Annotated in this window: 19 protein-coding genes; 12 read left to right on the forward strand and 7 right to left on the reverse strand. The window is 59.3% G+C overall.

Annotation, left to right across the window (positions count from 1 at the left end; genetic code table 11):
- Positions 1 to 49 precede the first annotated feature (49 nt).
- Positions 50 to 652 (reverse strand): hypothetical protein, encoded by a 603-nt coding sequence (locus BLL42_RS25805; RefSeq protein ID WP_129586981.1) that lies wholly within the window; start codon positions 650 to 652, stop codon positions 50 to 52.
- Positions 649 to 1,167: a hypothetical protein gene (locus BLL42_RS30275; RefSeq protein WP_174553342.1), complete on the reverse strand. Its 519-nt coding sequence runs from the start codon at positions 1,165 to 1,167 to the stop codon at positions 649 to 651. Before BLL42_RS30275 ends, BLL42_RS25805 begins: the two co-directional genes overlap by 4 nt.
- 431 nt (positions 1,168 to 1,598) lie before the next feature.
- On the opposite strand from BLL42_RS30275, the gene BLL42_RS25810 reads away from it, so the two are divergent.
- Complete coding sequence (locus BLL42_RS25810; protein ID WP_071555390.1) at positions 1,599 to 1,970, forward strand: DUF6124 family protein; 372 nt, start codon at positions 1,599 to 1,601, stop codon at positions 1,968 to 1,970.
- Positions 1,971 to 2,068: 98 nt separating this feature from the next.
- Here the strand turns inward: BLL42_RS25810 and BLL42_RS25815 are convergent, their stop codons facing one another.
- The gene (locus tag BLL42_RS25815) at positions 2,069 to 2,362 is read right to left on the reverse strand and encodes a putative quinol monooxygenase (protein WP_071555391.1); all 294 of its coding nucleotides are present in this window, start codon (positions 2,360 to 2,362) and stop codon (positions 2,069 to 2,071) included.
- Between the two features lie 292 nt (positions 2,363 to 2,654).
- Here BLL42_RS25815 and BLL42_RS25820 point away from each other — a divergent pair, with 292 nt between their 5' ends.
- Positions 2,655 to 3,176 (forward strand): GNAT family N-acetyltransferase, encoded by a 522-nt coding sequence (locus BLL42_RS25820; protein ID WP_071555392.1) that lies wholly within the window; start codon positions 2,655 to 2,657, stop codon positions 3,174 to 3,176.
- 1 nt (position 3,177) lies between these two features.
- On the opposite strand, the gene BLL42_RS25825 is transcribed toward BLL42_RS25820, so the two are convergent.
- The gene (locus BLL42_RS25825; RefSeq protein WP_071555393.1) at positions 3,178 to 3,870 is read right to left on the reverse strand and encodes an aspartate/glutamate racemase family protein; all 693 of its coding nucleotides are present in this window, start codon (positions 3,868 to 3,870) and stop codon (positions 3,178 to 3,180) included.
- 79 nt (positions 3,871 to 3,949) lie between these two features.
- On the opposite strand from BLL42_RS25825, the gene BLL42_RS25830 reads away from it, so the two are divergent.
- Positions 3,950 to 4,720: an AraC family transcriptional regulator gene (locus BLL42_RS25830; RefSeq protein ID WP_071555394.1), complete on the forward strand. Its 771-nt coding sequence runs from the start codon at positions 3,950 to 3,952 to the stop codon at positions 4,718 to 4,720.
- 70 nt (positions 4,721 to 4,790) lie between these two features.
- Positions 4,791 to 5,285 (forward strand): hypothetical protein, encoded by a 495-nt coding sequence (locus tag BLL42_RS25835; protein ID WP_071555395.1) that lies wholly within the window; start codon positions 4,791 to 4,793, stop codon positions 5,283 to 5,285.
- Between the two features lie 71 nt (positions 5,286 to 5,356).
- On the opposite strand, the gene BLL42_RS25840 is transcribed toward BLL42_RS25835, so the two are convergent.
- A complete protein-coding gene (locus tag BLL42_RS25840) occupies positions 5,357 to 5,578 on the reverse strand; it encodes a hypothetical protein (RefSeq protein WP_071555396.1) in 222 nt (73 codons plus the stop codon).
- A 58-nt stretch (positions 5,579 to 5,636) separates the two neighbouring features.
- Positions 5,637 to 7,064, reverse strand: a complete 1,428-nt coding sequence (ccoN, locus tag BLL42_RS25845) for a cytochrome-c oxidase, cbb3-type subunit I (RefSeq protein ID WP_071555397.1) — start codon at positions 7,062 to 7,064, stop codon at positions 5,637 to 5,639.
- Between the two features lie 430 nt (positions 7,065 to 7,494).
- On the opposite strand from ccoN, the gene nirA reads away from it, so the two are divergent.
- Both nirA and BLL42_RS25860 read left to right on the forward strand, forming a co-directional pair.
- Entirely contained in the window at positions 7,495 to 9,168 is a 1,674-nt protein-coding gene (nirA, locus tag BLL42_RS25855; RefSeq protein WP_071555399.1) for a nitrite reductase NirA, read from the forward strand.
- Positions 9,165 to 9,659, forward strand: a complete 495-nt coding sequence (locus BLL42_RS25860) for a DUF934 domain-containing protein (protein WP_071555400.1) — start codon at positions 9,165 to 9,167, stop codon at positions 9,657 to 9,659. Before nirA ends, BLL42_RS25860 begins: the two co-directional genes overlap by 4 nt.
- A 91-nt stretch (positions 9,660 to 9,750) precedes the next feature.
- Here BLL42_RS25860 and BLL42_RS25865 read toward each other — a convergent pair whose 3' ends face one another.
- The gene (locus BLL42_RS25865; protein WP_071555401.1) at positions 9,751 to 11,157 is read right to left on the reverse strand and encodes a DUF1254 domain-containing protein; all 1,407 of its coding nucleotides are present in this window, start codon (positions 11,155 to 11,157) and stop codon (positions 9,751 to 9,753) included.
- Positions 11,158 to 11,429: 272 nt separating this feature from the next.
- Between BLL42_RS25865 and BLL42_RS25870 the strand changes: the two genes are divergently transcribed.
- From BLL42_RS25870 to BLL42_RS25895, 6 genes are all read left to right on the forward strand, one after another.
- Complete coding sequence (locus tag BLL42_RS25870; RefSeq protein WP_071555402.1) at positions 11,430 to 11,873, forward strand: SRPBCC family protein; 444 nt, start codon at positions 11,430 to 11,432, stop codon at positions 11,871 to 11,873.
- 214 nt (positions 11,874 to 12,087) lie between these two features.
- Positions 12,088 to 12,588: a thiol peroxidase gene (tpx, locus tag BLL42_RS25875; RefSeq protein ID WP_071555403.1), complete on the forward strand. Its 501-nt coding sequence runs from the start codon at positions 12,088 to 12,090 to the stop codon at positions 12,586 to 12,588.
- A gap of 178 nt (positions 12,589 to 12,766) precedes the next feature.
- On the forward strand, positions 12,767 to 14,080 hold the full coding sequence (locus BLL42_RS25880) for an MdtA/MuxA family multidrug efflux RND transporter periplasmic adaptor subunit (protein ID WP_071555404.1): 1,314 nt from the start codon (positions 12,767 to 12,769) through the stop codon (positions 14,078 to 14,080).
- Positions 14,077 to 17,181 carry an MdtB/MuxB family multidrug efflux RND transporter permease subunit gene (locus BLL42_RS25885; protein WP_071555405.1) on the forward strand — a complete coding sequence of 1,035 codons (3,105 nt, stop codon included), beginning with the start codon at positions 14,077 to 14,079 and terminating at the stop codon, positions 17,179 to 17,181. The genes BLL42_RS25880 and BLL42_RS25885 overlap by 4 nt, the downstream gene beginning before the upstream one ends.
- Positions 17,178 to 20,285: an efflux RND transporter permease subunit gene (locus BLL42_RS25890; RefSeq protein WP_071555406.1), complete on the forward strand. Its 3,108-nt coding sequence runs from the start codon at positions 17,178 to 17,180 to the stop codon at positions 20,283 to 20,285. The genes BLL42_RS25885 and BLL42_RS25890 overlap by 4 nt, the downstream gene beginning before the upstream one ends.
- Positions 20,282 to 21,763, forward strand: a complete 1,482-nt coding sequence (locus BLL42_RS25895; protein WP_071555407.1) for an efflux transporter outer membrane subunit — start codon at positions 20,282 to 20,284, stop codon at positions 21,761 to 21,763. Before BLL42_RS25890 ends, BLL42_RS25895 begins: the two co-directional genes overlap by 4 nt.
- The last annotated feature ends 218 nt before the right edge of the window (positions 21,764 to 21,981 follow it).

The raw sequence follows: 21,981 nt of genomic DNA on the forward strand, positions 1-21,981 counted from the left end.
TTTTATTTTCAGACGTTGCGTAGGGTTCGCGTATGACTGACGGGGATCATCAATCATCGTCCGAGTGCGGTCTTGGCTCGATGTACAAGGGATAGGGTTCAGCACGGGTTGGATAGGGGACGTTGCGTTCCAGGATCCTCAGGTTGAACGTCACAGTGTCCCCGGATTGATCGCCATAACAGTAAATTTTCGGGTTCTGTATCAATTGTCTTTTTACAGTGCCCGCATGGCGGGCCTTGAGATAAACAGTGGCGTCGTTTGTTTTGAGATCATCAAGGGTGATGATGCCTTGATCGAGATTCAGCAAATTAAATGAAGTTGTGTCGCCACCGGCACCTGGAAACGCTCCCAGAATACCCACGTTGTTTTTGCTGAAATATTTCCCGAAATACGCTTCGCTACGAATCTGAATGTTGTAGTAATCGCCATGACACCGGAAGTACACAATCATCTCATCCGAACGAGTGCGGGTGTTGACGTCCTGCGCCCGTTGAGCCCGTACCATTTTCTTCGTGGTTTCAGAATATCGATGAAAGGTGGTCAGAAGATTGTCTTGGCCTGCGCTGCTGGAGAGCATTTGATCGAAGAATTTCATCTTTGTTTCATCGCATCGGATGCACGCAATAAATGATCTTTCCTGTTCCGTACTCATAAAATCTCCATTGTTCTGAGTGGTTCGCGTCGTGCGAATTTGCAGAATAATGGACGTGGCATTAATTGATAACGGAAAACAGTTGCCCGATATTGCCGCGAAGCAGTCAACCGAATAAAGGGTTGAGTGCTAAATAAAGAAAGCCCCGTATTGAGCAGCACCTGGTCTTGCAGCACGGTAACCTTTTCCTGATGACCGGCGGCCTCATGGGCGAATACCGAGGTGGAAACGGTCAGGGTCGAGCAACAAGGGGAGCGGCACAGAAGCGCAAAACGTTCATGGTTTTTCACCCGCAGTGGGTTAGTGGTCAGGGACCAATCTAGTGCGCCACCCTCGACAATCAAACAGACAATATTCGAGAAGGTCAGGGGACCAATGGCGTACAGAAAAACGAAAAGATTGTCCGAGCGCGGCCCGAACCTGCGGCAGCTACAGGGCTGCGCCCGTAGCAGCTGTCGAGCCCGCGAGGCTGCGTCGGTCTGGGCCGCATCCGGACACAGCGGTCGTAAAATCAAGCAACACGTTCTTTCAGGCAAACCGCATACGCAGGATTTGCGAGGACTTCGTCCTCGAGCGCAGCCTCGCGGGCTCGACAGCTGCTACGGGTGTTTAAGCTTGCCCACGCAATGCCCATCAGAGGCTACAGCGCCTTGCGTCGCGGCCTACACCTGCGCCAGAATCCGCCGGCTTGTGCGCTTTGGTCGTCGCCTCTATTGTTTCCGTGTCACTGCCCATCAGTGATCGGGTTTAGTAGCCTGCGTTAACTTTCCAACGGCAGCACGAGCGTCATCCAGTCAGGGCTTCCCTGCACTTGATGGTAGCTGTGCGCATGGCGCCCTCGGGCGCGCCGGTTTTGGTGGGTTACCCGGTCTACTAACTTGCGCACAGCTGCCACCCTTTCGTTTAGTAGCGCAATGGTTGCAGCCCTACTAACGGATGACCCCCAATGTTTAAACCTACGCCGAACCCTCCAGAAACCGACCCGGTTTCCCCCTACGCCTCCCTCGATTCAAAAGAACTCCACGCCGCCGCGCACCGTGCGCTCGATCATTACCTGGTACTGCCCGAGACCAAGCAGTTGTTAGCCGACCGACGCCCCGGCTGCATTTTCGTCATCGCCCCCGACGTCGACTCTGAAACGCTACTCGCCCACGCCTGCGAGACGCTCGCCTCGGCCAATGTCATGGCCAGCGATCTGGCGTTTGAACTCGAAGGCCCCAAGCGCAATACCGCGCTGGCGATTCAGCAGATGATTTCTCTGGCTGAGTTGGCAGTGAATCGCGCACTGGATCACCTCGATCCACCTGAACCAGCGTAGTCGCCAGAGGTTGGGCAATGATCGCAGGCTGCGCCAGCTCCTACGCGGGATACTTCAATCGGCGAGCTGCCGCAGGCTGTGATCTTTTGATCTTGTTTTTAGCGGATGGGAAAACTGTTGAAATCGACGCTGCTGGCCAGTCGGCTGTCGATCAGGCTGATGAAGCCTTGCACTTGCGGGCAGTCGAAGTGCGATCGCATGGCGGCTTCGGACTGCCAGTGGGCGCTGACCGTCCATCGATTGTCGTCTTCCGGGCAGCGGTCGACCATGTAGGCGTCGCAGCCAGGGAGTTCACGCAAGGTGTCGACGATCTTCTGCAATTGCCTGCCCAGTTCATCCGAGCAGCCAGCCGCGGCGTGTACCTGGACCGTATTGATTATTTCGTTGGGCATCGCACACGCTCCTTTATCAAGCCGGACGGTTTTGGCTCACGGAGGAATAACGCTTGTGCAGGATAGGCCTGTGCCCGGTGGCGGCCAACAGCCAATTGGCAGTAAAAGCAGCAGGCCAATAGACCTCAACAGACTTGCTGCAAAATGTCGCGCAGACGGTCCAGGGCGATATCGGTGTCGGGAAGAAGTTGCACCTCATCAATATCCGCGCCTCGCCACACTATTGCTGTCGTCACCCAGGTGATGATCCGTTTAGACTCGACTGCCACACTACCGTCAAGGACGAATCACCATGCCTGCCGCCGATCCCATCATCACCATTGAGCGTTTCAACGAAGCCCATATCGAGGGCATCACCGTGCTTTACAACGATCCGGCGGTCGCTCGCCAAGTGCTGCAAATGCCGTTTCAGTCCACTGAAGTCTGGCGCAAGCGTCTGGCACCGGAGAACGAACGCGTCGTGCAATTGGTGGCGCTGCACCAGGGTCAGGTGATTGGCAATGTCGGCCTGGAGCAGGTTTCGCGAATTCGTCGCAGCCATTGCGCCAACATCGGCATGGGCGTGGCGGTCGCGTGGCAAGGCAAGGGCGTTGGTTCCCGGCTGCTCGCGGCGGTGCTCGACCTCGCCGACAACTGGATGAACGTGCAACGGGTCGAACTGTCAGTGTATGCGGATAACGAAGCCGCAATTGCGCTGTACCGCAAGTTTGGCTTCGACACAGAAGGGTTGTTTCGCGAGTATGCGGTGCGCGATGGCCTGCTGGTGGATGCCCTGAGCATGGCGCGTTTGCGCCGTCTGCTCAAGGCTTCCTGAGTCAGTCGCCCAAGGCGAATGCCACCGCCGCCTGCGCATGCAGTGCGGTGGTGTCGAGCAGCGGCAGCTCACTGTGTTCGGGTTTGATCAGCAGGCCGATTTCCGTGCAACCGAGGATGATCGCCTGAGCGCCACGCGCGGCCAGCGCTTGAATCACCTGCTGGTAAACCTGGCGTGACGCTTCGCTGATCACCCCGACGCAGAGTTCGTCGTAGATGATCCGGTGCACGGCCTGCCGTTCGGTGACATCCGGGATCAATACGGTTAAACCCTTGGCCTTGAGCCGATCCTTGAGGAAGTCCTGTTCCATGGTGAAGGCCGTGCCCAAAAAGCCGACGGTCATCGCACCCATGTCCATGGCGGCCTGAGCTGTCGGGTCGGCGATGTGCAGAAACGGCACCGAAATCACTGCCTGAATCTGTTCGGCCACTTTATGCATGGTGTTGGTACACAGCACCACACACTCGGCACCACCGGCTTCAAGCCTGCGGGCGGCATCCGCCAGAATCAGCGCCGCGTCATCCCAGCGCCCGTCGCGCTGGGCCTGTTCGACAGGGCCGAAGTCAACGCTGTACATTAGCAATTTCGCCGAGCGCAACGGCCCGAGCCGGTCGCGAACCTGCTGGTTGATGAGGCGGTAGTACTCGGCGCTGGACTCCCAGCTCATGCCGCCGATAAGGCCGATGGTGCGCATGGTGTGCTCCTGTGATGGCTGACTTCTGTTCAAGCGAGTTTCCCGTGGCGCATTGGCTAGATCTATCAGGAAATTTCACATGCCTGGCCCGCTGAGTCAGAGGCTGCTGAGTGGCAAGCTCTGCCTGCAACTCCTGCCGCGTGCGGCCTACAGTGCTCGCGATCCGGCAATCGGGCAAACCCTTGGTGTGACGCTGGAGCGTCAGCAGGGCGTGCATGCCATCGAGTCGGATCGTCGGGTGGATTTCGACACCTGGCCGGGCGTGCTGGCTTATACCCCGGCGGGCGTGGAAGTGTTTTCCGAATCGCCGGTGGGCGGCGAGTATCTGTTGGCGCGCTGGAGCGAGCCGTTGGCTGACGAGCCGAGATCCCTGTTTACCCATCGGGTTCAGTTGGGCGGCCATGCTCAGGCGTTGGCGCTGGGGCGCGAAGTCCGGCGATTGCTGCTTGATCCACAGCCAGACCAGTTCGCGTTGGACGAGTGCGCCTTGGCCTTCGCCGGTTTGCCGATCGTCGATAAACCTCAACGCCAGGCGCCGCACGCATTCTCGCGGGTGCTGGAGCAGATCGCCGAGCAGTTCGATCAGCCGTTGACCCTTGCGCAATTGGCAGCCACCAGCGGCCAGACCGAACTGCGCTTGCTACGTGACTTCACCCGGGTCATCGGCCTCACGCCTCACGCGTATCTGGTCGAAGTTCGGGTTCAGGCGGCGCGGCGGCTGATCGAGCGCAGCTCGCTGCCACTGGCGGCAATTGCCCAGGACAGCGGTTTCGCCCATCAGTCGCACATGGGCAGTGCCTTTCGCAAACTGCTGGGAATGACCCCCAGCCAATACCGCTCACGCTTTTAGTCGTACGCCGGCAGCGTGCATCTGCCATGCTCAAACTCCGCAGTACTGCTTCAACCAAAGGAACACAGTAATGGACGACGTACAGCAACTGGGTGAGATGCTTCGCCACTATGCAGAAAGCGAAGCGCACAAGAAGCAGCTGTTTGAAACCCAATCGGCGGTGTGGGCGACGCGTATTGGCGAGTTGTTCGGGCAGATCGAACAGTGGCTGGCACCGGTCAAGACGCCGCACCTGCTGGAAGTGAGCCGCGAAGACTATGTGGCGTTCGGGGCGAACGTGCCGGTCGAGAGCTCGACGTTCAAGACCGAAAAACTGAGCATTCTGATTGCCGGCAAACCGGTGGACATCGTGCCGGAAGTGATGGGTGCCGGTGGGCTGATTTCACTGGCGGTAATGGGCCTGACCGCTGCGCGTTACGGCAGTGTGTCGCTGGTGTGCCAGCCACCTTCTGCTGACTGGCAATGGCGCAAGACCAATGGTTTGAAAGACCCGGACATCTTTGCCTTCGATGCGAATTTTCTCGCCCTACAGTTGCAGAGCCTGATACCCCGCGAGCGGGGTTGAGCGCTACAGGTTTTGTGACCGACAAGTAACCCCTGAGGGAGCGAGCTTGCTCGCTCCCTCACTGGACTGCGTCAAATCTCCAGATTCCCCCAGCCTGGCTTGGCCGCTTCGGGTGCAACTGCCTTGACGGTCTTGCCGGTGGCCAACTCCACCCGCCGTGCTACTTCCGGGTCATCGGCAAACGGGATCAGACTGGCATCGTCCAGACTCTCGACCGACTGATGCCGCAAGCAGTACTCCACCGAAAAATACAGGCACGCCACGCCCAACAGATCCAGCATGACTTCGATCATGACGAACACTCCCTGAGATGAGAGACGCAAGCCAATGAGGCTTGCGTCATGGGTAGGATCAAGCGATCTGTGCTGCGCTCTCGGCGATTTTCAGGTCGGCGACTCGCACGGTGCGCCAGGTGTTGTAGGCCATCAGCAACATGCCGCTGAGGAAGAACACACCGCCGGCGAAACGCACGATGAAGCCCGGATGGCTGGCCTGCAAGGCTTCGACGAAGGAGTAGGTGAGGGTGCCGTCGTCGTTGATGGCGCGCCACATCAGCCCTTGGGTGATGCCGTTGACCCACATCGAGGCGATGTACAGTACCGTGCCGATGGTCGCCAGCCAGAAGTGCAGGTTGATCAATGGCGTGCTGTACATTTGCTCGCGGCCGAAGACTTTCGGGATCATGTGGTACAGCGAACCGAAGGTGATCATCGCCACCCAGCCCAACGCCCCGGCGTGTACGTGGCCGATGGTCCAGTCGGTGTAGTGAGACAGCGCGTTGACCGTTTTGATCGCCATCATCGGCCCTTCGAAGGTCGACATGCCGTAAAACGCCAGCGACAACACCAGAAAGCGCAGGATCGGGTCGGTGCGTAATTTATGCCAGGCGCCCGAGAGGGTCATCATGCCGTTGATCATCCCGCCCCAGCTCGGCGCCAGCAGGATCAGCGACATGGCCATGCCCAGCGACTGCGCCCAGTCCGGCAGCGCGGTGTAGTGCAAGTGGTGCGGACCGGCCCAGATGTACAGGGTGATCAGCGCCCAGAAGTGCACGATCGACAAACGATAGGAATACACCGGCCGACCGACCTGTTTCGGCACGAAGTAATACATCATCCCGAGGAAACCGGTGGTCAGGAAGAAGCCCACCGCGTTGTGCCCGTACCACCACTGCACCATGGCGTCGGTGGCCCCGGAATACACCGGGTAGGACTTGAACCAGTCCACCGGAATCGACAGGTGATTGACCACGTGCAGCATGGCGATCACCACAATGAATGCGCCGAAAAACCAGTTGCCGACGTAAATGTGTTTGGTCTTGCGCTGCACCACGGTGGTGAAGAACACAATGGCGTAGGCGACCCAGACCACCGTCATCCACACCGCGCCGGAGAATTCGATCTCGGCGTATTCCTTGGTGGTGGTGTAGCCCAGCGGGAGGGTGATCAGCATGCTGACGATCACCGATTGCCAGCCCCAGAAGGTGAAGGCGGCGAGCTTGTCACTATACAGTCGCACCTGGCAGGTGCGCTGGACCGCGTAGTAACTGGCAGCAAACTGCGCGCTGCCGGCAAAGCCGAAAATCACCAGGCTGGTGTGCAGCGGACGCAAGCGGCCGAAGGTGGTCCAGGGCAAGTCGAGGTTTGCCTCCGGCCACACCAGTTGCGAGGCGATCCACACGCCCATCGCCATCCCGATAACGCCCCATACCACGGTTGCCACGACGAATTGGCGGACGACCTTGTAGTTATAGGCCTGTCCGATTGTTGCTGTGCTCATGGTCAATGCTTCCACGGTTGCAAAGTCTTGCCAGGCCACCCGGTCTGGCATGCCGTTCACTGTAGAAACGATGGGATAAACAAAACAGGCTCAGAAAAACTGCATTAATACGGATCAGATTGAAGGCCTGCCTGCGGTGATCTGACGCGCCCTGATATGGTTTTTTAGTTTTTAGCTGAATCTGTAACCACCTGAGCTGCTGATTCATAGTCACCACCACACAAGCACCCTCGGTTACTCACCCCGTAGCAGCTGCCGAGCCCGCGAGGCTGCGTTCGAGTGCGCAGCGCTCGTAATCCAGACGACGCGGTATGACAGACACACCGCGTGCACAGGATTTGCGAGGACTTCGTCCTCGAACGCAGCCTCGCGGGCTCGGCAGCTGCTACGGGGTGTGTGGGTTTGGGGTTAGCACTGACGAGGTAGGACCATGTATCAGTACGATGACTACGACCGGGCCCTGGTCTTTGAACGGGTTGCGCAGTTTCGCGATCAGGTCGAACGGTTCATGGCCGGAGCCTTGAGTGAGGAAGAGTTTTTGCCATTGCGCCTGCAAAATGGCCTGTACATGCAAAAGCACGCCTACATGCTTCGGGTCGCCATTCCTTACGGCACCCTCAGCGCCCGGCAGATGCGCACGCTGGCGAGCATCGCCCGGGATTACGATCGGGGCTACGGGCACTTCACCACCCGGCAGAACATGCAATTCAACTGGATCGAACTGGCCCAGGTACCGGACATACTGGCGCGCCTGGCCGAGGTCGAAATGCATGCGATCCAGACCTCCGGCAACTGCGTGCGCAACATCACCACCGAAGCCTTCGCCGGTGTTGCGGCAGACGAACTGATCGATCCACGGCCCTTGGCGGAAATTCTCCGGCAGTGGTCGACCATCAACCCGGAATTCCTGTTTTTACCACGCAAATTCAAAATCGCCATTTGCTCGGCGAAACACGACCGCGCGGCGATCATGATGCATGACATCGGTCTCTACCTTTACCGCGACGCGGCCGGGCAGATGCTGCTGCGGGTGATCGTTGGCGGCGGTCTGGGGCGCACACCGATTCTCGGTTTGCAGATCCGTGAAGGGTTGCCGTGGCAGCACTTGCTGTCTTACGTCGAGGCGGTGTTGCGGGTTTATAACCGCCACGGTCGGCGCGACAACAAGTACAAGGCGCGGATCAAGATTCTGGTCAAGGCGCTGGGTATCGAGGCCTTCGCTCAGGAAGTCGAGCAGGAGTGGCAACACCTCAAGGACGGCCCGGCACAGTTGACTGACGTCGAATACCAGCGCGTCGCCAGCGCATTCGTGCCGCCAACCTATGAGCAACTGGCCGATACTGACCTGGACTTTGGCACTCGCCTGACCGAGAACCCGGCGTTCGCACGTTGGGTCGCGCGTAACGTGCAGCCGCACAAAGTGCCTGGCTACACCAGCGTGGTGCTGTCGACCAAACCCGGCATGGCCTCGCCGCCGGGAGACGTCACCGGCGCGCAGATGGACGCGGTGGCCGATTGGTCCGAGCAGTTCGGTTTCGGTGAAATCCGCATCGCCCATGAACAGAACATTGTCCTGCCAGACGTGCCCAAGGCTGACCTGTACGCGTTGTGGTGCCTGGCCTGCGAACGCGGACTGGGTTGCGCCAATATTGGCTTACTGACCGACGTCATCGCCTGCCCCGGTGGTGATTTCTGCGCGCTGGCCAATGCCAAATCGATCCCCATCGCCCAGGCAATCCAGGCACGCTTCGATGACCTGGACTACCTCCACGACCTGGGTGACATCAGCCTCAACATCTCCGGATGCATGAACGCCTGCGGCCACCACCACATCGGCAATATCGGCATCCTCGGCGTCGATAAGAATGGCAGCGAGTGGTACCAGATCACCCTCGGTGGCGCGCAGGGCAAGAACAGCGCACTGGGCAAAGTCATCGGCCCGTCGTTCAGCGCAGCCGAAGTGCCGCAGGTGATCGAGCGGATCATCGCGACCTTCGTCCGTTACCGCGAGAGCGAGGAGCTGTTTCTCGACACCTTGCAGCGCATTGGTCTGGAGCCGTTCAAAGAGCGTATTTATCCAAAGACCCTGGAGGTCGTGGCATGAACAATCTGCTGCAATTGCGCGAAGGTGTGGCGCTCAAGGTCGACGACGATCCGTGGACCTTGATCAGGGAGGTCGACAGCGAACTGCCAGCGGGACCGCTGATCTTGCCGCTGGCCCAGTGGCGGATGCGCCGTATCGACCATCATCCGTCGCGAGACGCGGTGTGGCTGGGGCCGGATGACGAGGTCGACAGTCTCAAGCCGTGGCTCAAACTAATACCCATGATCGCGTTGGAGTTTCCAAGTTTTCGCGATGGCCGGGCCTACAGCCAGGCTTACCTGTTGCGCACGCGTTTGGGCTGGACGGGTGAGTTGCGGGCGATTGGCGATGTACTGCGTGACCAGCTCAGCCATATGCGCCAATGCGGTTTTGATGCCTTCGCGGTACGTGACGACAAATGCGCTGAAGATGCACTCAAGGGGCTGGTGGGGATGAGTGTGCATTACGGTCGCTCGGTGATCGAGCCACGACCGTTGTTTCGCCGGCGTTGAGCGGCGCATACGCTTAAAGAGCGCAGGTTCCGGCAGACAGGTGCTGGAGCCTGCGATTCTTTGCGTATCACTTCAACGCCGGGGCCCCGGGTTACGGATTGATCGGCGTCAACGGCGGCAGTTTCCATTGGCCGTTACCGACTTCAGGCTTGGGCAGGTACAGGCGCAACACTGCGTAGAACGGGCCGTGCGGCGCCGGCAGCCAGTTGCTTCGCTGATCCTTGAGCGGCTCGGAATGCTGCAAGTACAGGGTCAGGCCACCGTCCGGATCGCGCTTGAGTGTGGACAGCATGCGCGAGTTGATCAGGTAGCGTTTCTTGTGATTGGGCACCAGCAGCTTGGTCTTGCCGTCGTACATGGTCAGCGACCAGAACGCATCAGCCGGTGGCAGCTGATCCTTGTCGAAGTGCAGGGTGTAGCTGTGTCTCGCGCCGTTGGCCGGTTTGCCCTGGTTGTCGACGAGATAACTGAAATGGGTCCCTTCATCGGCGGAGTTGCCGAAGATCCCTATGTTGGCGCCGGCATAGCGGTACAGATAATTGTTGTTGAGGTGATCACGGGTGCCGAAGAAATCACCACGGGTCACCTGATGGGTATCGATCTTGTCTTTTTTGAGTGCTGCGAACTCGGCCTTGGCATCGGCAATACCATCGTCGAGGGCCTTGCGCTGTTCGGTGGTGAGGGTTTTGAGGTCAAACGGCTGGCCGGCCACGATACCGATCTTCGCGAAACGCGCCAGCAGGTCTTTTTCAACGTCTTGTGCCGGGGCAAAGCCGAGCATGAAGTTCAGGTAGCGGAACAGCTCCGGGCTGTCGCTCATGGTAGCGGTCGGTTTTGGCCAATCGACTTTTGGCGCAGCGGCCGGGGCCGGCTGTCCCAGGTATTGGCTCAGCGTCTGAACCTTGTAGCCGTGCTGGATTTTCTTGACCTTCTCCAGGTCCTTTTCATCGAACAGCTGCGTGCGGTAAAGCGCGAAGGCAATGTTGCTTTCGCTGCGCACCAGACGATCGATCTTGACCGGTTGCTGACCTTGCCAATCGGGACCGGCAATCATGAAGGTCCCGCCCTTGTTGCCCGTGCTGCGGGTGCCCAGGTAGGCAAAGTTCTGGGTGTAGAGGTCGATCAGCTGTACTGAGTAGTAACGTTCTTCGGCGATCTGTGGCAGCGTCAGGACCACAGGCTCTGAGCGCAGGTCCATCCAGACGAACGAGTAGGGGGTGTCCGGGTTGGGGGTGACGAACGCAGTGTCCTTGGTGGTGAACACCCTTGCCGTATTGCCGATCTTATTGAACGGTGCCTTGAAGTTCGGGCCGCTTTTGTCCACCGCCTGGGTGTACAGGGTCTTGTACATCTCCACCACCGGGAAGCCGTAGAGATACGCGTCTTTGGCGATCCCCCGGGCTTCTTCGGGGCTGGCGCTGAAATCTGCCCAGGCGCTTGCGCTCAGTAACAGAGAGAGACCGGCGAGCAACAGGCGGGTCGGTTTTTCGATGGTCATTGCACAGTCCTATGGATAAGCGCGATTCAGGTGTTACAGCAGGGGCGTAATGTCGTCGAGTTTGCGGTTTTTGTCGAAACAAGTTTCGGTGACCGCACAAAGGCGTACGTCATTGCGGGTCGTTACCGGGTCACTTTGTGCATGAAGTCACCTGAATTTCGTGCGCCAAAATACTAGGCCTATTCACAGGTTTGCACGTCAAAAGCGCTGTAATGGGTTAAGTGGCGAGTGCTAATCTGCTGGCATTCGTGCTCAAAGGAAGGTCACTGTCAATGCCTGTTCTGGAACTCTCCACGCTCATCAAAGGACGTACGCCCGCGCACGTTCTCGATTTTTGCCTTGAGGGCAGCAACTTCCCGAAAATCTTCCCGGAACGGGTGACGCCATTGGGCAACATCGACGTGAACGACTTGCGTATCGCTGCCGGTCGCGAGTTCAGTTTTCGTCATTGGATGTTCGGCGTTATTCCAGCGACCTGGACCGTGGCGATTCGTGAGGTCAGCGACAGCCATTTCATCGACGAAATGCTCAAGGGACCGATGGCGGCATTTCGTCATGAACACCGGGTCGCAGCAGTGGAGGGCGGGACGCTGTACACCGATCGCGTGACCTACGCCGCCATTGGTGGTGCACCTTTGGAGTGGTTGATGGTTAATGCCTACATGCGGCGGATTTTCAAGGCGCGGCATCGCAATATGCTTCGATTATTGGGTTGAACCGCCCCCGTAGGAGCTGCCGCAGGCTGCGATCTGTGCTTTTAAAGATCAAAAGATCGCAGCCTGCGGCAGCTCCTACGGGGTGCGTGTGTTGTATCCACTTTGGGCGACGACCTATCACAATTTGTATCTGGCCATAGGTCGCCGGACCATTTCGTGGTTAACTTCGGCCTCTTCGAATTTCTCCACAACAACGTTCAGAAGGACTCCGTTCATGGCTCAAGTCACTCTCAAAGGCAATCCGGTTCAAGTCAACGGCCAACTGCCACAAGCCGGTTCCAAGGCGCCAGCCTTTTCCCTGGTGGCCGGCAATCTGTCCGACGTGACCCTGGCAAGCTTCGCCGGCAAACGCAAAGTGCTGAACATCTTCCCAAGCGTTGACACTCCGACCTGCGCCACGTCGGTACGCAAGTTCAACGCTCAGGCCAACGACGTGGCCAACACCGTTGTACTGTGCATTTCGGCTGACCTGCCGTTCGCCCAGGCACGTTTCTGCGGCGCTGAAGGTCTGGAAAACGTTCAGAACCTGTCGACCCTGCGCGGCCGTGAGTTCATCGAAAACTACGGCGTTGCCATCGCTGACGGCCCTCTGGTCGGCCTGACCGCGCGCGCAGTCGTTGTACTCGACGAAAACGACACCGTGCTGCACAGCGAACTGGTTAAAGAAATCGCCGAAGAACCAAACTATGAAGCGGCGTTGGCCGTTTTGAAGTAACAGGTTTTACAATGATCAACGGCCTGGCTCTGTCCAGGCCGTTTTCATTTGTGCTTCAGTGGTTTAGCAAATATTCGCAAAGGCAGGTTGAAGGTAAATTGCCGGTAAAGGCGCTTTGCTTAAACTCCGTCAGTGCTTATCGTTCACCCTCCCATATAAAGATGCCCACACGCGCCCAATGGTTGATCACTCCATGCAATCCTCTGCTTCTCGTCATTCCCGTCACTGGCTCTTCGGCCTGCTGGTCCTGTTGGTCATTGCTGGCCTGTGCTGGAAGTTCTGGCCAGGCAGTGCGGCTCACAAAGACGCCGCTGCCCCTAAAGCAGCGGGCGGGCATGTCGGCAAGCCGGGTGGGATGCGTCCGGGTTTTGGCGGTGCTACCGGCCCCGTCCCGGTTCGGGTCGCGCCAGCCGTGGTGGGTGATTTTCCGCTGTACTACAAAGCCCTTGGCACGGTTACTGCGCTGAACACCATTAATGTGCGCAGTCGCGTGGGCGGTGAACTGGTGAAGATTGCGTTCGAAGAAGGGCAGATGGTCAAGGCTGGCGACCTGCTCGCCGAGATCGACCCGCGTCCTTACCAGAACGCCTTGCTCCAGGCCGAAGGCACGTTGTTGCAGAACCAGGCACAGTTGAAAAACGCGATTGTGGATGTGGAGCGCTATCGCGGTTTGTATGCGCAAGACAGTATCGCCAAACAGACCCTCGACACCGCGGCCGCGCTGGTTGGGCAGTACCAGGGCACGGTCAAGACCAATCAGGCGGCGGTCAACGACGCCAAACTCAATCTGGAGTTCACCAAAATCCGTGCCCCGATTACCGGGCGCGTCGGTCTGCGGCAGCTGGACGTCGGTAACCTGGTGGCCGCCAACGACACCACCGCCCTGGCGATCATCACCCAGACCCAGCCGATCAGCGTGGTCTTCACCTTGCCGGAAAACAGTCTCGACACCGTGCTGGCCCGCTACCACTCAGGTGCCAAGCTACCGGTTGAGGCCTGGGATCGTGGCGACACCCAATTGCAGGCCAGCGGTGTCTTGCAGAGCCTGGACAACCAGATCGACACCACCACCGGCACGCTGAAGTTCAAGGCACGCTACGACAATCGCGATCTGGCGCTGTTCCCGAATCAGTTCGTCAACGTCCGACTGCTGGCCGACACCCTCAAAGGCGTGGTGCTGGCGCCTTCGGCAGCCATTCAGTTCGGCACCAACGGCACCTTTGTCTATGTCCTGGACGGTGATAAAAAAGTCACCATTCGCCCGTTGAAAATCGGCGCCAGCGATGGCGACAACACAGTGATCAACGAAGGCTTGAAACCCGGTGATCGCGTGGTACTGGAAGGCACTGACCGCCTCAAGGAGGGCAGTGAAGTCGAGGTGGTCAACGACAGCAACGCCGCGCCGGCGACCCCGACGGATAACCAGGACCCATCGACCAGCGCCGAGACTGATCCGAAAGCCACTGGCAAGGCGCACAAGGGCCGCGCATGAACATCTCGCGGCTGTTTATCCTTCGCCCGGTAGCCACCACCCTGAGCATGCTGGCCATTGTTTTGGCCGGCATGATTGCCTACAAATTGCTGCCGGTCTCGGCGCTGCCTCAGGTCGATTACCCGACCATTCGGGTCATGACCCTGTACCCGGGCGCGAGCCCGGATGTGATGACCAGTGCGGTCACTGCGCCACTTGAGCGCCAGTTCGGGCAAATGCCCGGTCTGACCCAAATGGCCTCGACCAGTTCCGGTGGCGCCTCGGTGCTGACCCTGCGCTTCAGCCTCGACGTCAACATGGACGTTGCCGAGCAGCAGGTGCAGGCGGCCATTAACGCGGCAACCAACTTGTTGCCCAAGGACTTGCCGGCACCGCCGGTGTACAACAAGGTCAACCCGGCGGACACCCCGGTGCTGACCCTGGCGATCACCTCAAAAACCATGTTGCTGCCCAAACTCAATGATCTGGTCGACACGCGCATGGCGCAGAAAATCGCCCAGATCAGTGGCGTCGGCATGGTCAGCATCGCCGGTGGCCAACGTCAGGCCGTGCGGATCAAGGTCAATCCTGAAGCCCTGGCGGCCAACGGCTTGAACCTCTCGGACGTGCGCACCTTGATCGCCGCGTCCAACGTCAACCAGCCCAAAGGCAACTTTGACGGTCCGACCCGGGTCTCGATGCTCGATGCCAACGACCAGTTGACCGCGCCCAAGGACTACGCCGAACTGATCCTGGCCTACAAGAACGGCGCGCCGTTACGGCTCAAGGATGTTGCGCAGATCGTCGACGGCGCCGAAAACGAACGCCTCGCCGCATGGGCCAATGAAAACCAGGCCGTATTGCTGAACATCCAGCGTCAGCCAGGCGCCAACGTAATCGAGGTGGTCGACCGGATCAAGGCCCTGTTGCCGAGCATCACCGACAACCTGCCGGCCGGCCTCGACGTCACCGTGTTGACCGACCGCACCCAGACCATCCGGGCTTCCGTCACCGACGTGCAGCACGAGCTGCTGATTGCCATTGCCCTGGTGGTGATGGTGACGTTCCTGTTTTTGCGCCGGGCCAGTGCCACGATTATTCCGTCGATTGCGGTGCCGTTGTCGTTGATCGGTACGTTTGGCGTGATGTACCTGGCCGGTTTTTCGGTCAACAACCTGACCTTGATGGCATTGACCATTGCTACCGGTTTTGTGGTGGACGACGCGATCGTCATGCTGGAAAACATTTCGCGCTTCATCGAAGAGGGCGACAGCCCGTTGCAGGCGGCGCTCAAGGGCGCCAAGCAGATCGGTTTCACCCTGATCTCGCTGACCCTGTCGCTGATCGCGGTATTGATTCCGCTGTTGTTCATGGCCGATGTAGTGGGGCGTCTGTTCCGCGAGTTTGCGATTACCCTGGCGGTGGCGATTCTGATTTCCCTGGTGGTTTCCCTGACCCTGACGCCCATGATGTGCGCGCGGTTGCTCAAGCGTGAGCCGAAGCCAGAAGAGCAGGGCCGTTTCTACCGGGCCAGCGGTGTGTGGATCGACTGGCTCATCGCCGCCTACGGGCGCAAGTTGCAGTGGGTACTCAAGCATCAGCCGCTGACCCTGCTGGTGGCCATCGCCACCCTGGGCCTGACGGTGTTCCTGTACATCGTGGTGCCCAAGGGCTTCTTCCCGGTGCAGGACACCGGGGTGATCCAGGGCATTTCCGAGGCACCGCAGTCGATTTCCTTCGCCGCCATGAGCCAGCGTCAGCAGGAATTGGCCAAGGTCATTCTGGCCGATCCGGCGGTGCAAAGCCTGTCGTCCTATATCGGTATCGACGGCGACAACGCGACACTGAACAGTGGGCGCTTGTTGATCAATCTCAAGCCGCACAAAGAACGTGATCTGAGCGCGGCCCAGGTGATCAGCCGGTTGCAGCCGCAGTTGAATAAACTGGTGGGCATTCGTCTGTTCATGCAGCCGGTGCAGGATCTGACCATCGAAGACCGGGTCAGCCGCACGCAGTACCAATTCAGCCTGTCGTCGCCGGATGCCGACATGCTCAGCCTGTGGAGCGGGCGACTGGTCGAGGCGCTGGGCAAACAGCCAGAGTTGACCGACGTTGCCAGCGATCTGCAGGACAAGGGTTTGCAGGTCTATCTGGTGATCGACCGCGATGCCGCCTCGCGAATCGGTGTTTCGGTGTCAAACATCACCGACGCGCTGTACGACGCTTTCGGCCAGCGCCAGATCTCGACCATTTACACCCAGGCCAGCCAGTACCGCGTGGTGATGCAGGCGCAGGACGGCGAGAAGATCGGCCCGCAGGCGCTGGAACAGATTCATGTCAAGACCACCAATGGCGGCCAGGTGCGGTTGTCCAGCCTGGCCCGCGTCGAAGAGCGCCAGGCGCAATTGGCGATTGCGCACATCGGCCAGTTCCCGGCGGTGATGATGTCCTTCAACCTTGCGCCCGGCGTAGCGTTGGGCCAGGCCGTCGAGCTGATCAACAAGGTGCAGAAGGACATCGGCATGCCGCTGGGTGTGCAGACTCAGTTCCAGGGTGCCGCTCAGGCGTTCGAGGCCTCGCTGTCGAGCACCTTGTTGCTGATTCTGGCGGCAGTGGTGACCATGTACATCGTGCTCGGTGTGCTGTACGAGAGCTACATTCACCCGATCACCATTCTCTCGACGCTACCATCAGCGGCGGTCGGCGCCTTGCTGGCGCTGATCCTCAGTGGCAATGACCTGGGCATGATCGCGATCATCGGCATCATCTTGCTGATCGGCATCGTCAAGAAGAACGCGATCATGATGATCGACTTCGCCCTCGACGCCGAGCGCAATCAGGGCATGGACCCGGCGACGGCGATCTACCAGGCGGCGCTGCTGCGTTTTCGACCGATTCTGATGACCACCCTGGCCGCGTTGTTTGGCGCTGTGCCGCTGATGCTCGCCACCGGCTCCGGTGCGGAGTTGCGCCAGCCATTGGGTCTGGTGATGGTCGGCGGCCTGCTGGTGAGCCAGGTGCTGACGCTGTTTACCACGCCAGTTATCTATCTGTACTTCGACCGCCTTGGTCGGCGCTGGCGGCCTGCGCCTGAGCGCCTGGAGCCGGTAGAGCAGCCATGAACCTGTCCGGACCTTTCATTCGCCGGCCGGTAGCGACGATGCTGCTGAGCCTGGCGATCATGTTGCTGGGGGGCGTGAGTTTCGGCTTGCTGCCGGTGTCGCCACTGCCGCAAATGGACTTCCCGGTGATCGTGGTTCAAGCGAGCCTGCCGGGCGCGAGCCCCGAGGTCATGGCGTCCACCGTGGCGACGCCGCTGGAGCGATCCTTCGGCGCCATCGCCGGGGTCAACACCATGAGCAGCCGTTCCAGCCAGGGTTCGACCCGGGTGATCCTGCAATTTGACATGGACCGCGACATCAATGGCGCGGCGCGAGAAGTGCAAGCGGCGATCAACGCTTCGCGCAACCTGTTGCCCAGCGGTATGCGCAGCATGCCGACCTACAAAAAGGTCAACCCGTCCCAGGCGCCGATCATGGTGCTGTCGCTGACCTCGGACGTGCTGGAAAAAGGTCAGCTCTACGACCTGGCCTCGACGACCCTCTCGCAAAGCCTGTCTCAGGTGCCCGGTGTCGGCGAAGTGCAAATCGGTGGGAGCTCGTTGCCGGCGGTACGCATCGAACTTGAGCCACAACTGCTGAACCAGTACGGCGTGGCGCTGGATGATGTACGCAACACCATTGCCAATGCCAACGTGCGCCGGCCCAAAGGCTCGATCGAAGACGATCAGCGGATGTGGCAGGTACAGGCCAACGACCAGTTGGAGAAGGCCAAGGATTATGAGCCGCTGATCATTCGCTACCAGAATGGCTCGGCGTTGCGCCTGAGTGATGTGGCCAAGGTCCGCGACAGTGTCGAAGACCGTTACAACAGCGGTTTCTTCAACGATGACGCGGCGGTGCTGTTGGTGATCAACCGCCAGGCCGGCGCCAACATCATTAAAACGGTCAACGATATCAAGGCGCAGTTGCCGGCGTTGCAGGCGGTGTTGCCGGCCAGCGTCAAACTGAACCTGGCGATGGACCGTTCACCGGTGATCAAGGCAACCCTGCACGAAGCGGAAATGACCCTGCTGATTGCCGTGGCGCTGGTGATTCTGGTGGTGTACCTGTTCCTCGGTAACTTCCGCGCGTCGTTGATCCCGACGCTGGCGGTGCCGGTGTCGCTGGTCGGCACCTTTGCGGTGATGTACCTCTATGGTTTTTCGCTGAACAACCTGTCGCTGATGGCGCTGATTCTGGCCACGGGGCTGGTGGTGGACGATGCCATCGTGGTGCTGGAAAACATCTCGCGGCACATCGACGAAGGCATTGCGCCGATGAAGGCGGCGTACCTGGGCGCCCAGGAAGTCGGTTTTACCTTGCTGTCGATGAACGTCTCGCTGGTGGCGGTGTTCCTGTCAATTCTGTTCATGGGCGGGATCATCGAGAGCCTGTTTCGTGAGTTCTCGATTACCCTGGCGGCGTCCATCGTGGTGTCGCTGGTGGTCTCGCTGACCCTGACGCCGATGCTCTGTGCCCGCTGGCTGACACCCCACATGCCAGGCAAGGAAAACCGTTTGCAGCGCGCCAGCCGGCGCGCCAACGACTGGATGGTCAAACACTATGCCAGCAGCCTGGATTGGGTGCTGCGTCATAAACGGCTGACGCTGCTCAGTCTGTTTATCACCATTGGCGTCAACATCGCCTTGTATGTGGTGGTGCCCAAGACCTTTCTGCCGCAGCAGGACACCGGTCAATTGATCGGTTTTGTTCGTGGTGACAATGGCCTGTCGTTCAACGTCATGCAGCCGAAAATGGAAATCTTCCGCCGCGCAGTGTTGAAAGACGAGGCAGTGGAAAGTGTTGCCGGTTTTATCGGCGGTACCAACGGCACCAATAACGCTTTCATGCTGGTGCGCCTGAAGCCGATCAAGGAACGCAATATTTCTGCGCAGAAAGTCATCGAGCGCCTGCGCAAGGAAATGCCCAAGGTGGCCGGGGCCCAGTTGATGCTGATGGCCGACCAGGACTTGCAGTTTGGCGGTGGCCGCGAACAGACCACTTCGCAATACACTTACATCCTGCAAAGCGGTGATTTATCGGCGTTACGCGAGTGGTACCCGAAAGTTGTCGCAGCGCTCAAGGCACTGCCTGAACTGACGGCCATTGACGCCCGCGAAGGGCGAGGTGCCGCGCAGGTGACACTGGTGGTCGATCGTGACCAGGCCAAACGCCTGGGTGTCGACATGTCGATGGTGACCGCGGTGCTGAACAACGCCTATAGCCAGCGCCAGATCTCGACCATTTACGACAGCCTCAACCAGTATCAGGTGGTGATGGAGGTCAATCCGAAATACGCCCAGGACCCGATCACCCTCAATCAGGTTCAGGTGATTACCGCTGCCGGCGCGCGCATTCCGCTGTCGGCGATTGCTCACTATGAAAACAGCCTGGAAAACGATCGGGTCAGTCATGAAGGGCAGTTCGCTTCCGAGAGCGTCTCTTTTGATATGGCCGAAGGCGTCACTGTTGAACAAGGCTCGGCCGCCATCGAACGGGCGATTGCCAAATTGGGGCTGCCGGAAGAAGTGATCGCCAAGATGGCCGGCACTGCCGACGCCTTTGCCGCGACTCAGAAGAGTCAGCCGTGGATGATTCTCGGTGCGCTGGTGGCGGTGTATCTGGTGTTGGGCGTGCTGTACGAAAGTTATGTGCACCCGCTGACCATCCTTTCGACATTGCCTTCGGCAGGTGTCGGTGCGTTGCTGTCGATCTATGTGCTGGGCGGCGAGTTCAGCCTGATTTCGCTGCTCGGGCTGTTTCTGTTGATCGGCGTGGTAAAGAAAAACGCCATTCTGATGATCGACCTCGCGCTACAGCTTGAACGCCATCAGGGCATGGAACCGCTGGAGTCGATTCGCAGTGCCTGCCTGTTGCGCCTGCGGCCAATTTTGATGACCACTCTGGCGGCGATTCTGGGCGCCTTGCCCTTGTTGCTCAGTACTGCCGAAGGCGCGGAAATGCGTCAGCCACTGGGCTTGACCATCATCGGCGGGTTGATCTTCAGCCAGGTGCTGACGCTTTTCACCACCCCGGTGGTTTACCTCTATCTCGACCGTTTGCGCCATCGGGTCAACCGCTGGCGTGGGGTTCGTACCGATGCTTCTCTGGAAACTCCGCTATGACTGACCGTTGCCCACTCAACCTTGACGCACCGACGGCCCGGTGCCTGGTTTCGGCCCGCGGCTCGCGCTTGCTGAGTCTTTCGCTCAGCGTCTTGATGCTCAGTGCCTGCGCCATTGGCCCGGACTATCAGCGCCCGCCAGTGGCTGAGCCAGCGCAGTTCAAGCAGGCAGACGGCTGGCGTCAGGCGACTCCGAGTGACTCATTGGCGCGTGGCGCCTGGTGGGAGCTGTACGGTGATCAGCCGCTCAACGGGCTGGTCGAAAAACTCAACAGTGCCAACCAGACCGTTGCCCAGTCCGAAGCCCAATACCGTCAGGCTCAGGCCTTGGTGCGCAGTGCCCGAGGTGCGTTTTTTCCAACGGTTGATTTGAGCGCCGGGAAAACCCGTTCGAGTCAGGGCACTGGTAGCAGCAGTTCAAGCCTGAGCAGTACCAATAGCGGCATCCGCGACACCTATAACACTCAGCTTGGGGTGAGTTGGGAGGCGGATGTCTGGGGCAAACTGCGTCGTGGCCTGGAAGCCGATAAGGCCAGTGCCGAAGCGAGTTTTGCCGACCTGGCCGCGATGCGCCTGAGTCAACAATCGGAGTTGGTGCAGAACTACCTGCAATTGCGAGTGATCGACCAGCAAAAGCGCCTGCTGCAAGCCACGGTCGAAAATTATCAGCGCTCGCTGCAAATGACCGAAAATCAGTACCGCGCCGGCGTTTCCGGCAAGGACGCGGTCGTTCAGGCGCAAACCCAGCTGAAAAGTACTCAGGCCGACATGATCGACCTGATCTGGCAGCGTGCGCAGTTCGAGAACGCAATTGCCGTGCTGATCGGCTTGCCGCCGGCTGAATTCAATCTGGCTGAAACCCAGAACATTCCAACGTTGCCGCAGGTTCCGCTGACGCTGCCCTCGCAACTGCTGGAGCGCCGCCCGGACATCGCATCCGCCGAGCGTTCGATCATCGCTGCCAACGCCCACATCGGCGTGGCCAAAGCTGCTTACTACCCGGACCTTACGTTGAGTATGTCCGGCGGTTACAGCAGCAGTACCTATTCCAACCTGATCAGCCTGCCGAACCGTTTCTGGTCGGTCGGACCGAAACTCGCCATGACCCTGTTCGACGGCGGCCAGCGCTCGGCGGAAGTCGACCGCACCGAGGCGGTCTACGACCAGACTGTGGCCAAGTACCGGCAAACCGTGCTCGACGGGTTCCGCGAGGTCGAAAACTATCTGGTGCAACTCAAGGTGCTGGAAGACGAAGCGGCGGTACGTCAGCAAGCGCTGGACGCGGCCCGTGAGTCATTGCGCCTGACCCTGAACCAGTACAAGGCCGGGTTGATCGCCTACCTTGATGTGGTGGTGGTCCAGGCCACGGCCCTGAGCAATGAACGCAGCGTACTGACCTTGCAGCAAAGCCGGCTGATCGCCAGTGTGAATTTGATCGCCGCATTGGGCGGTGGCTGGGATGGCCAGACCCAGCCGTAGGTTGCAATCGGCAGTGCTTTGAAAAGATCGCAGGCTTCGCCAGCTCCTACAGAAATACCGCCAGCCGTAGGCGCTGCCGAAGGCGGCGATCTGTTGATTTCAGTCTGTCCAGATCGAGCAGGCTTACGCCCTGTAAGGGCATGTTCGAGCGCGTTACAGACTTTCCGTCGCACTAATGGCCTTCTGCTTAGTTTGTGAGTGCGTTCGTTGATGGAAAC

Source organism: Pseudomonas frederiksbergensis (genome assembly GCF_001874645.1).
In the GTDB taxonomy this organism is placed as follows: domain Bacteria; phylum Pseudomonadota; class Gammaproteobacteria; order Pseudomonadales; family Pseudomonadaceae; genus Aquipseudomonas; species Aquipseudomonas frederiksbergensis_B.

Coding starts and splice junctions, on each gene's coding strand:
- BLL42_RS25805 (WP_129586981.1), bottom strand. CDS start 652: ATGAGTACGGAACAGGAAAGATCATTTATTGCGTGCATCCGATGCGAT.
- BLL42_RS25810 (WP_071555390.1), top strand. CDS start 1,599: ATGTTTAAACCTACGCCGAACCCTCCAGAAACCGACCCGGTTTCCCCC.
- BLL42_RS25815 (WP_071555391.1), bottom strand. CDS start 2,362: ATGCCCAACGAAATAATCAATACGGTCCAGGTACACGCCGCGGCTGGC.
- BLL42_RS25820 (WP_071555392.1), top strand. CDS start 2,655: ATGCCTGCCGCCGATCCCATCATCACCATTGAGCGTTTCAACGAAGCC.
- BLL42_RS25825 (WP_071555393.1), bottom strand. CDS start 3,870: ATGCGCACCATCGGCCTTATCGGCGGCATGAGCTGGGAGTCCAGCGCC.
- BLL42_RS25830 (WP_071555394.1), top strand. CDS start 3,950: ATGCCTGGCCCGCTGAGTCAGAGGCTGCTGAGTGGCAAGCTCTGCCTG.
- BLL42_RS25835 (WP_071555395.1), top strand. CDS start 4,791: ATGGACGACGTACAGCAACTGGGTGAGATGCTTCGCCACTATGCAGAA.
- BLL42_RS25840 (WP_071555396.1), bottom strand. CDS start 5,578: ATGATCGAAGTCATGCTGGATCTGTTGGGCGTGGCGTGCCTGTATTTT.
- ccoN (WP_071555397.1), bottom strand. CDS start 7,064: ATGAGCACAGCAACAATCGGACAGGCCTATAACTACAAGGTCGTCCGC.
- nirA (WP_071555399.1), top strand. CDS start 7,495: ATGTATCAGTACGATGACTACGACCGGGCCCTGGTCTTTGAACGGGTT.
- BLL42_RS25860 (WP_071555400.1), top strand. CDS start 9,165: ATGAACAATCTGCTGCAATTGCGCGAAGGTGTGGCGCTCAAGGTCGAC.
- BLL42_RS25865 (WP_071555401.1), bottom strand. CDS start 11,157: ATGACCATCGAAAAACCGACCCGCCTGTTGCTCGCCGGTCTCTCTCTG.
- BLL42_RS25870 (WP_071555402.1), top strand. CDS start 11,430: ATGCCTGTTCTGGAACTCTCCACGCTCATCAAAGGACGTACGCCCGCG.
- tpx (WP_071555403.1), top strand. CDS start 12,088: ATGGCTCAAGTCACTCTCAAAGGCAATCCGGTTCAAGTCAACGGCCAA.
- BLL42_RS25880 (WP_071555404.1), top strand. CDS start 12,767: ATGGTTGATCACTCCATGCAATCCTCTGCTTCTCGTCATTCCCGTCAC.
- BLL42_RS25885 (WP_071555405.1), top strand. CDS start 14,077: ATGAACATCTCGCGGCTGTTTATCCTTCGCCCGGTAGCCACCACCCTG.
- BLL42_RS25890 (WP_071555406.1), top strand. CDS start 17,178: ATGAACCTGTCCGGACCTTTCATTCGCCGGCCGGTAGCGACGATGCTG.
- BLL42_RS25895 (WP_071555407.1), top strand. CDS start 20,282: ATGACTGACCGTTGCCCACTCAACCTTGACGCACCGACGGCCCGGTGC.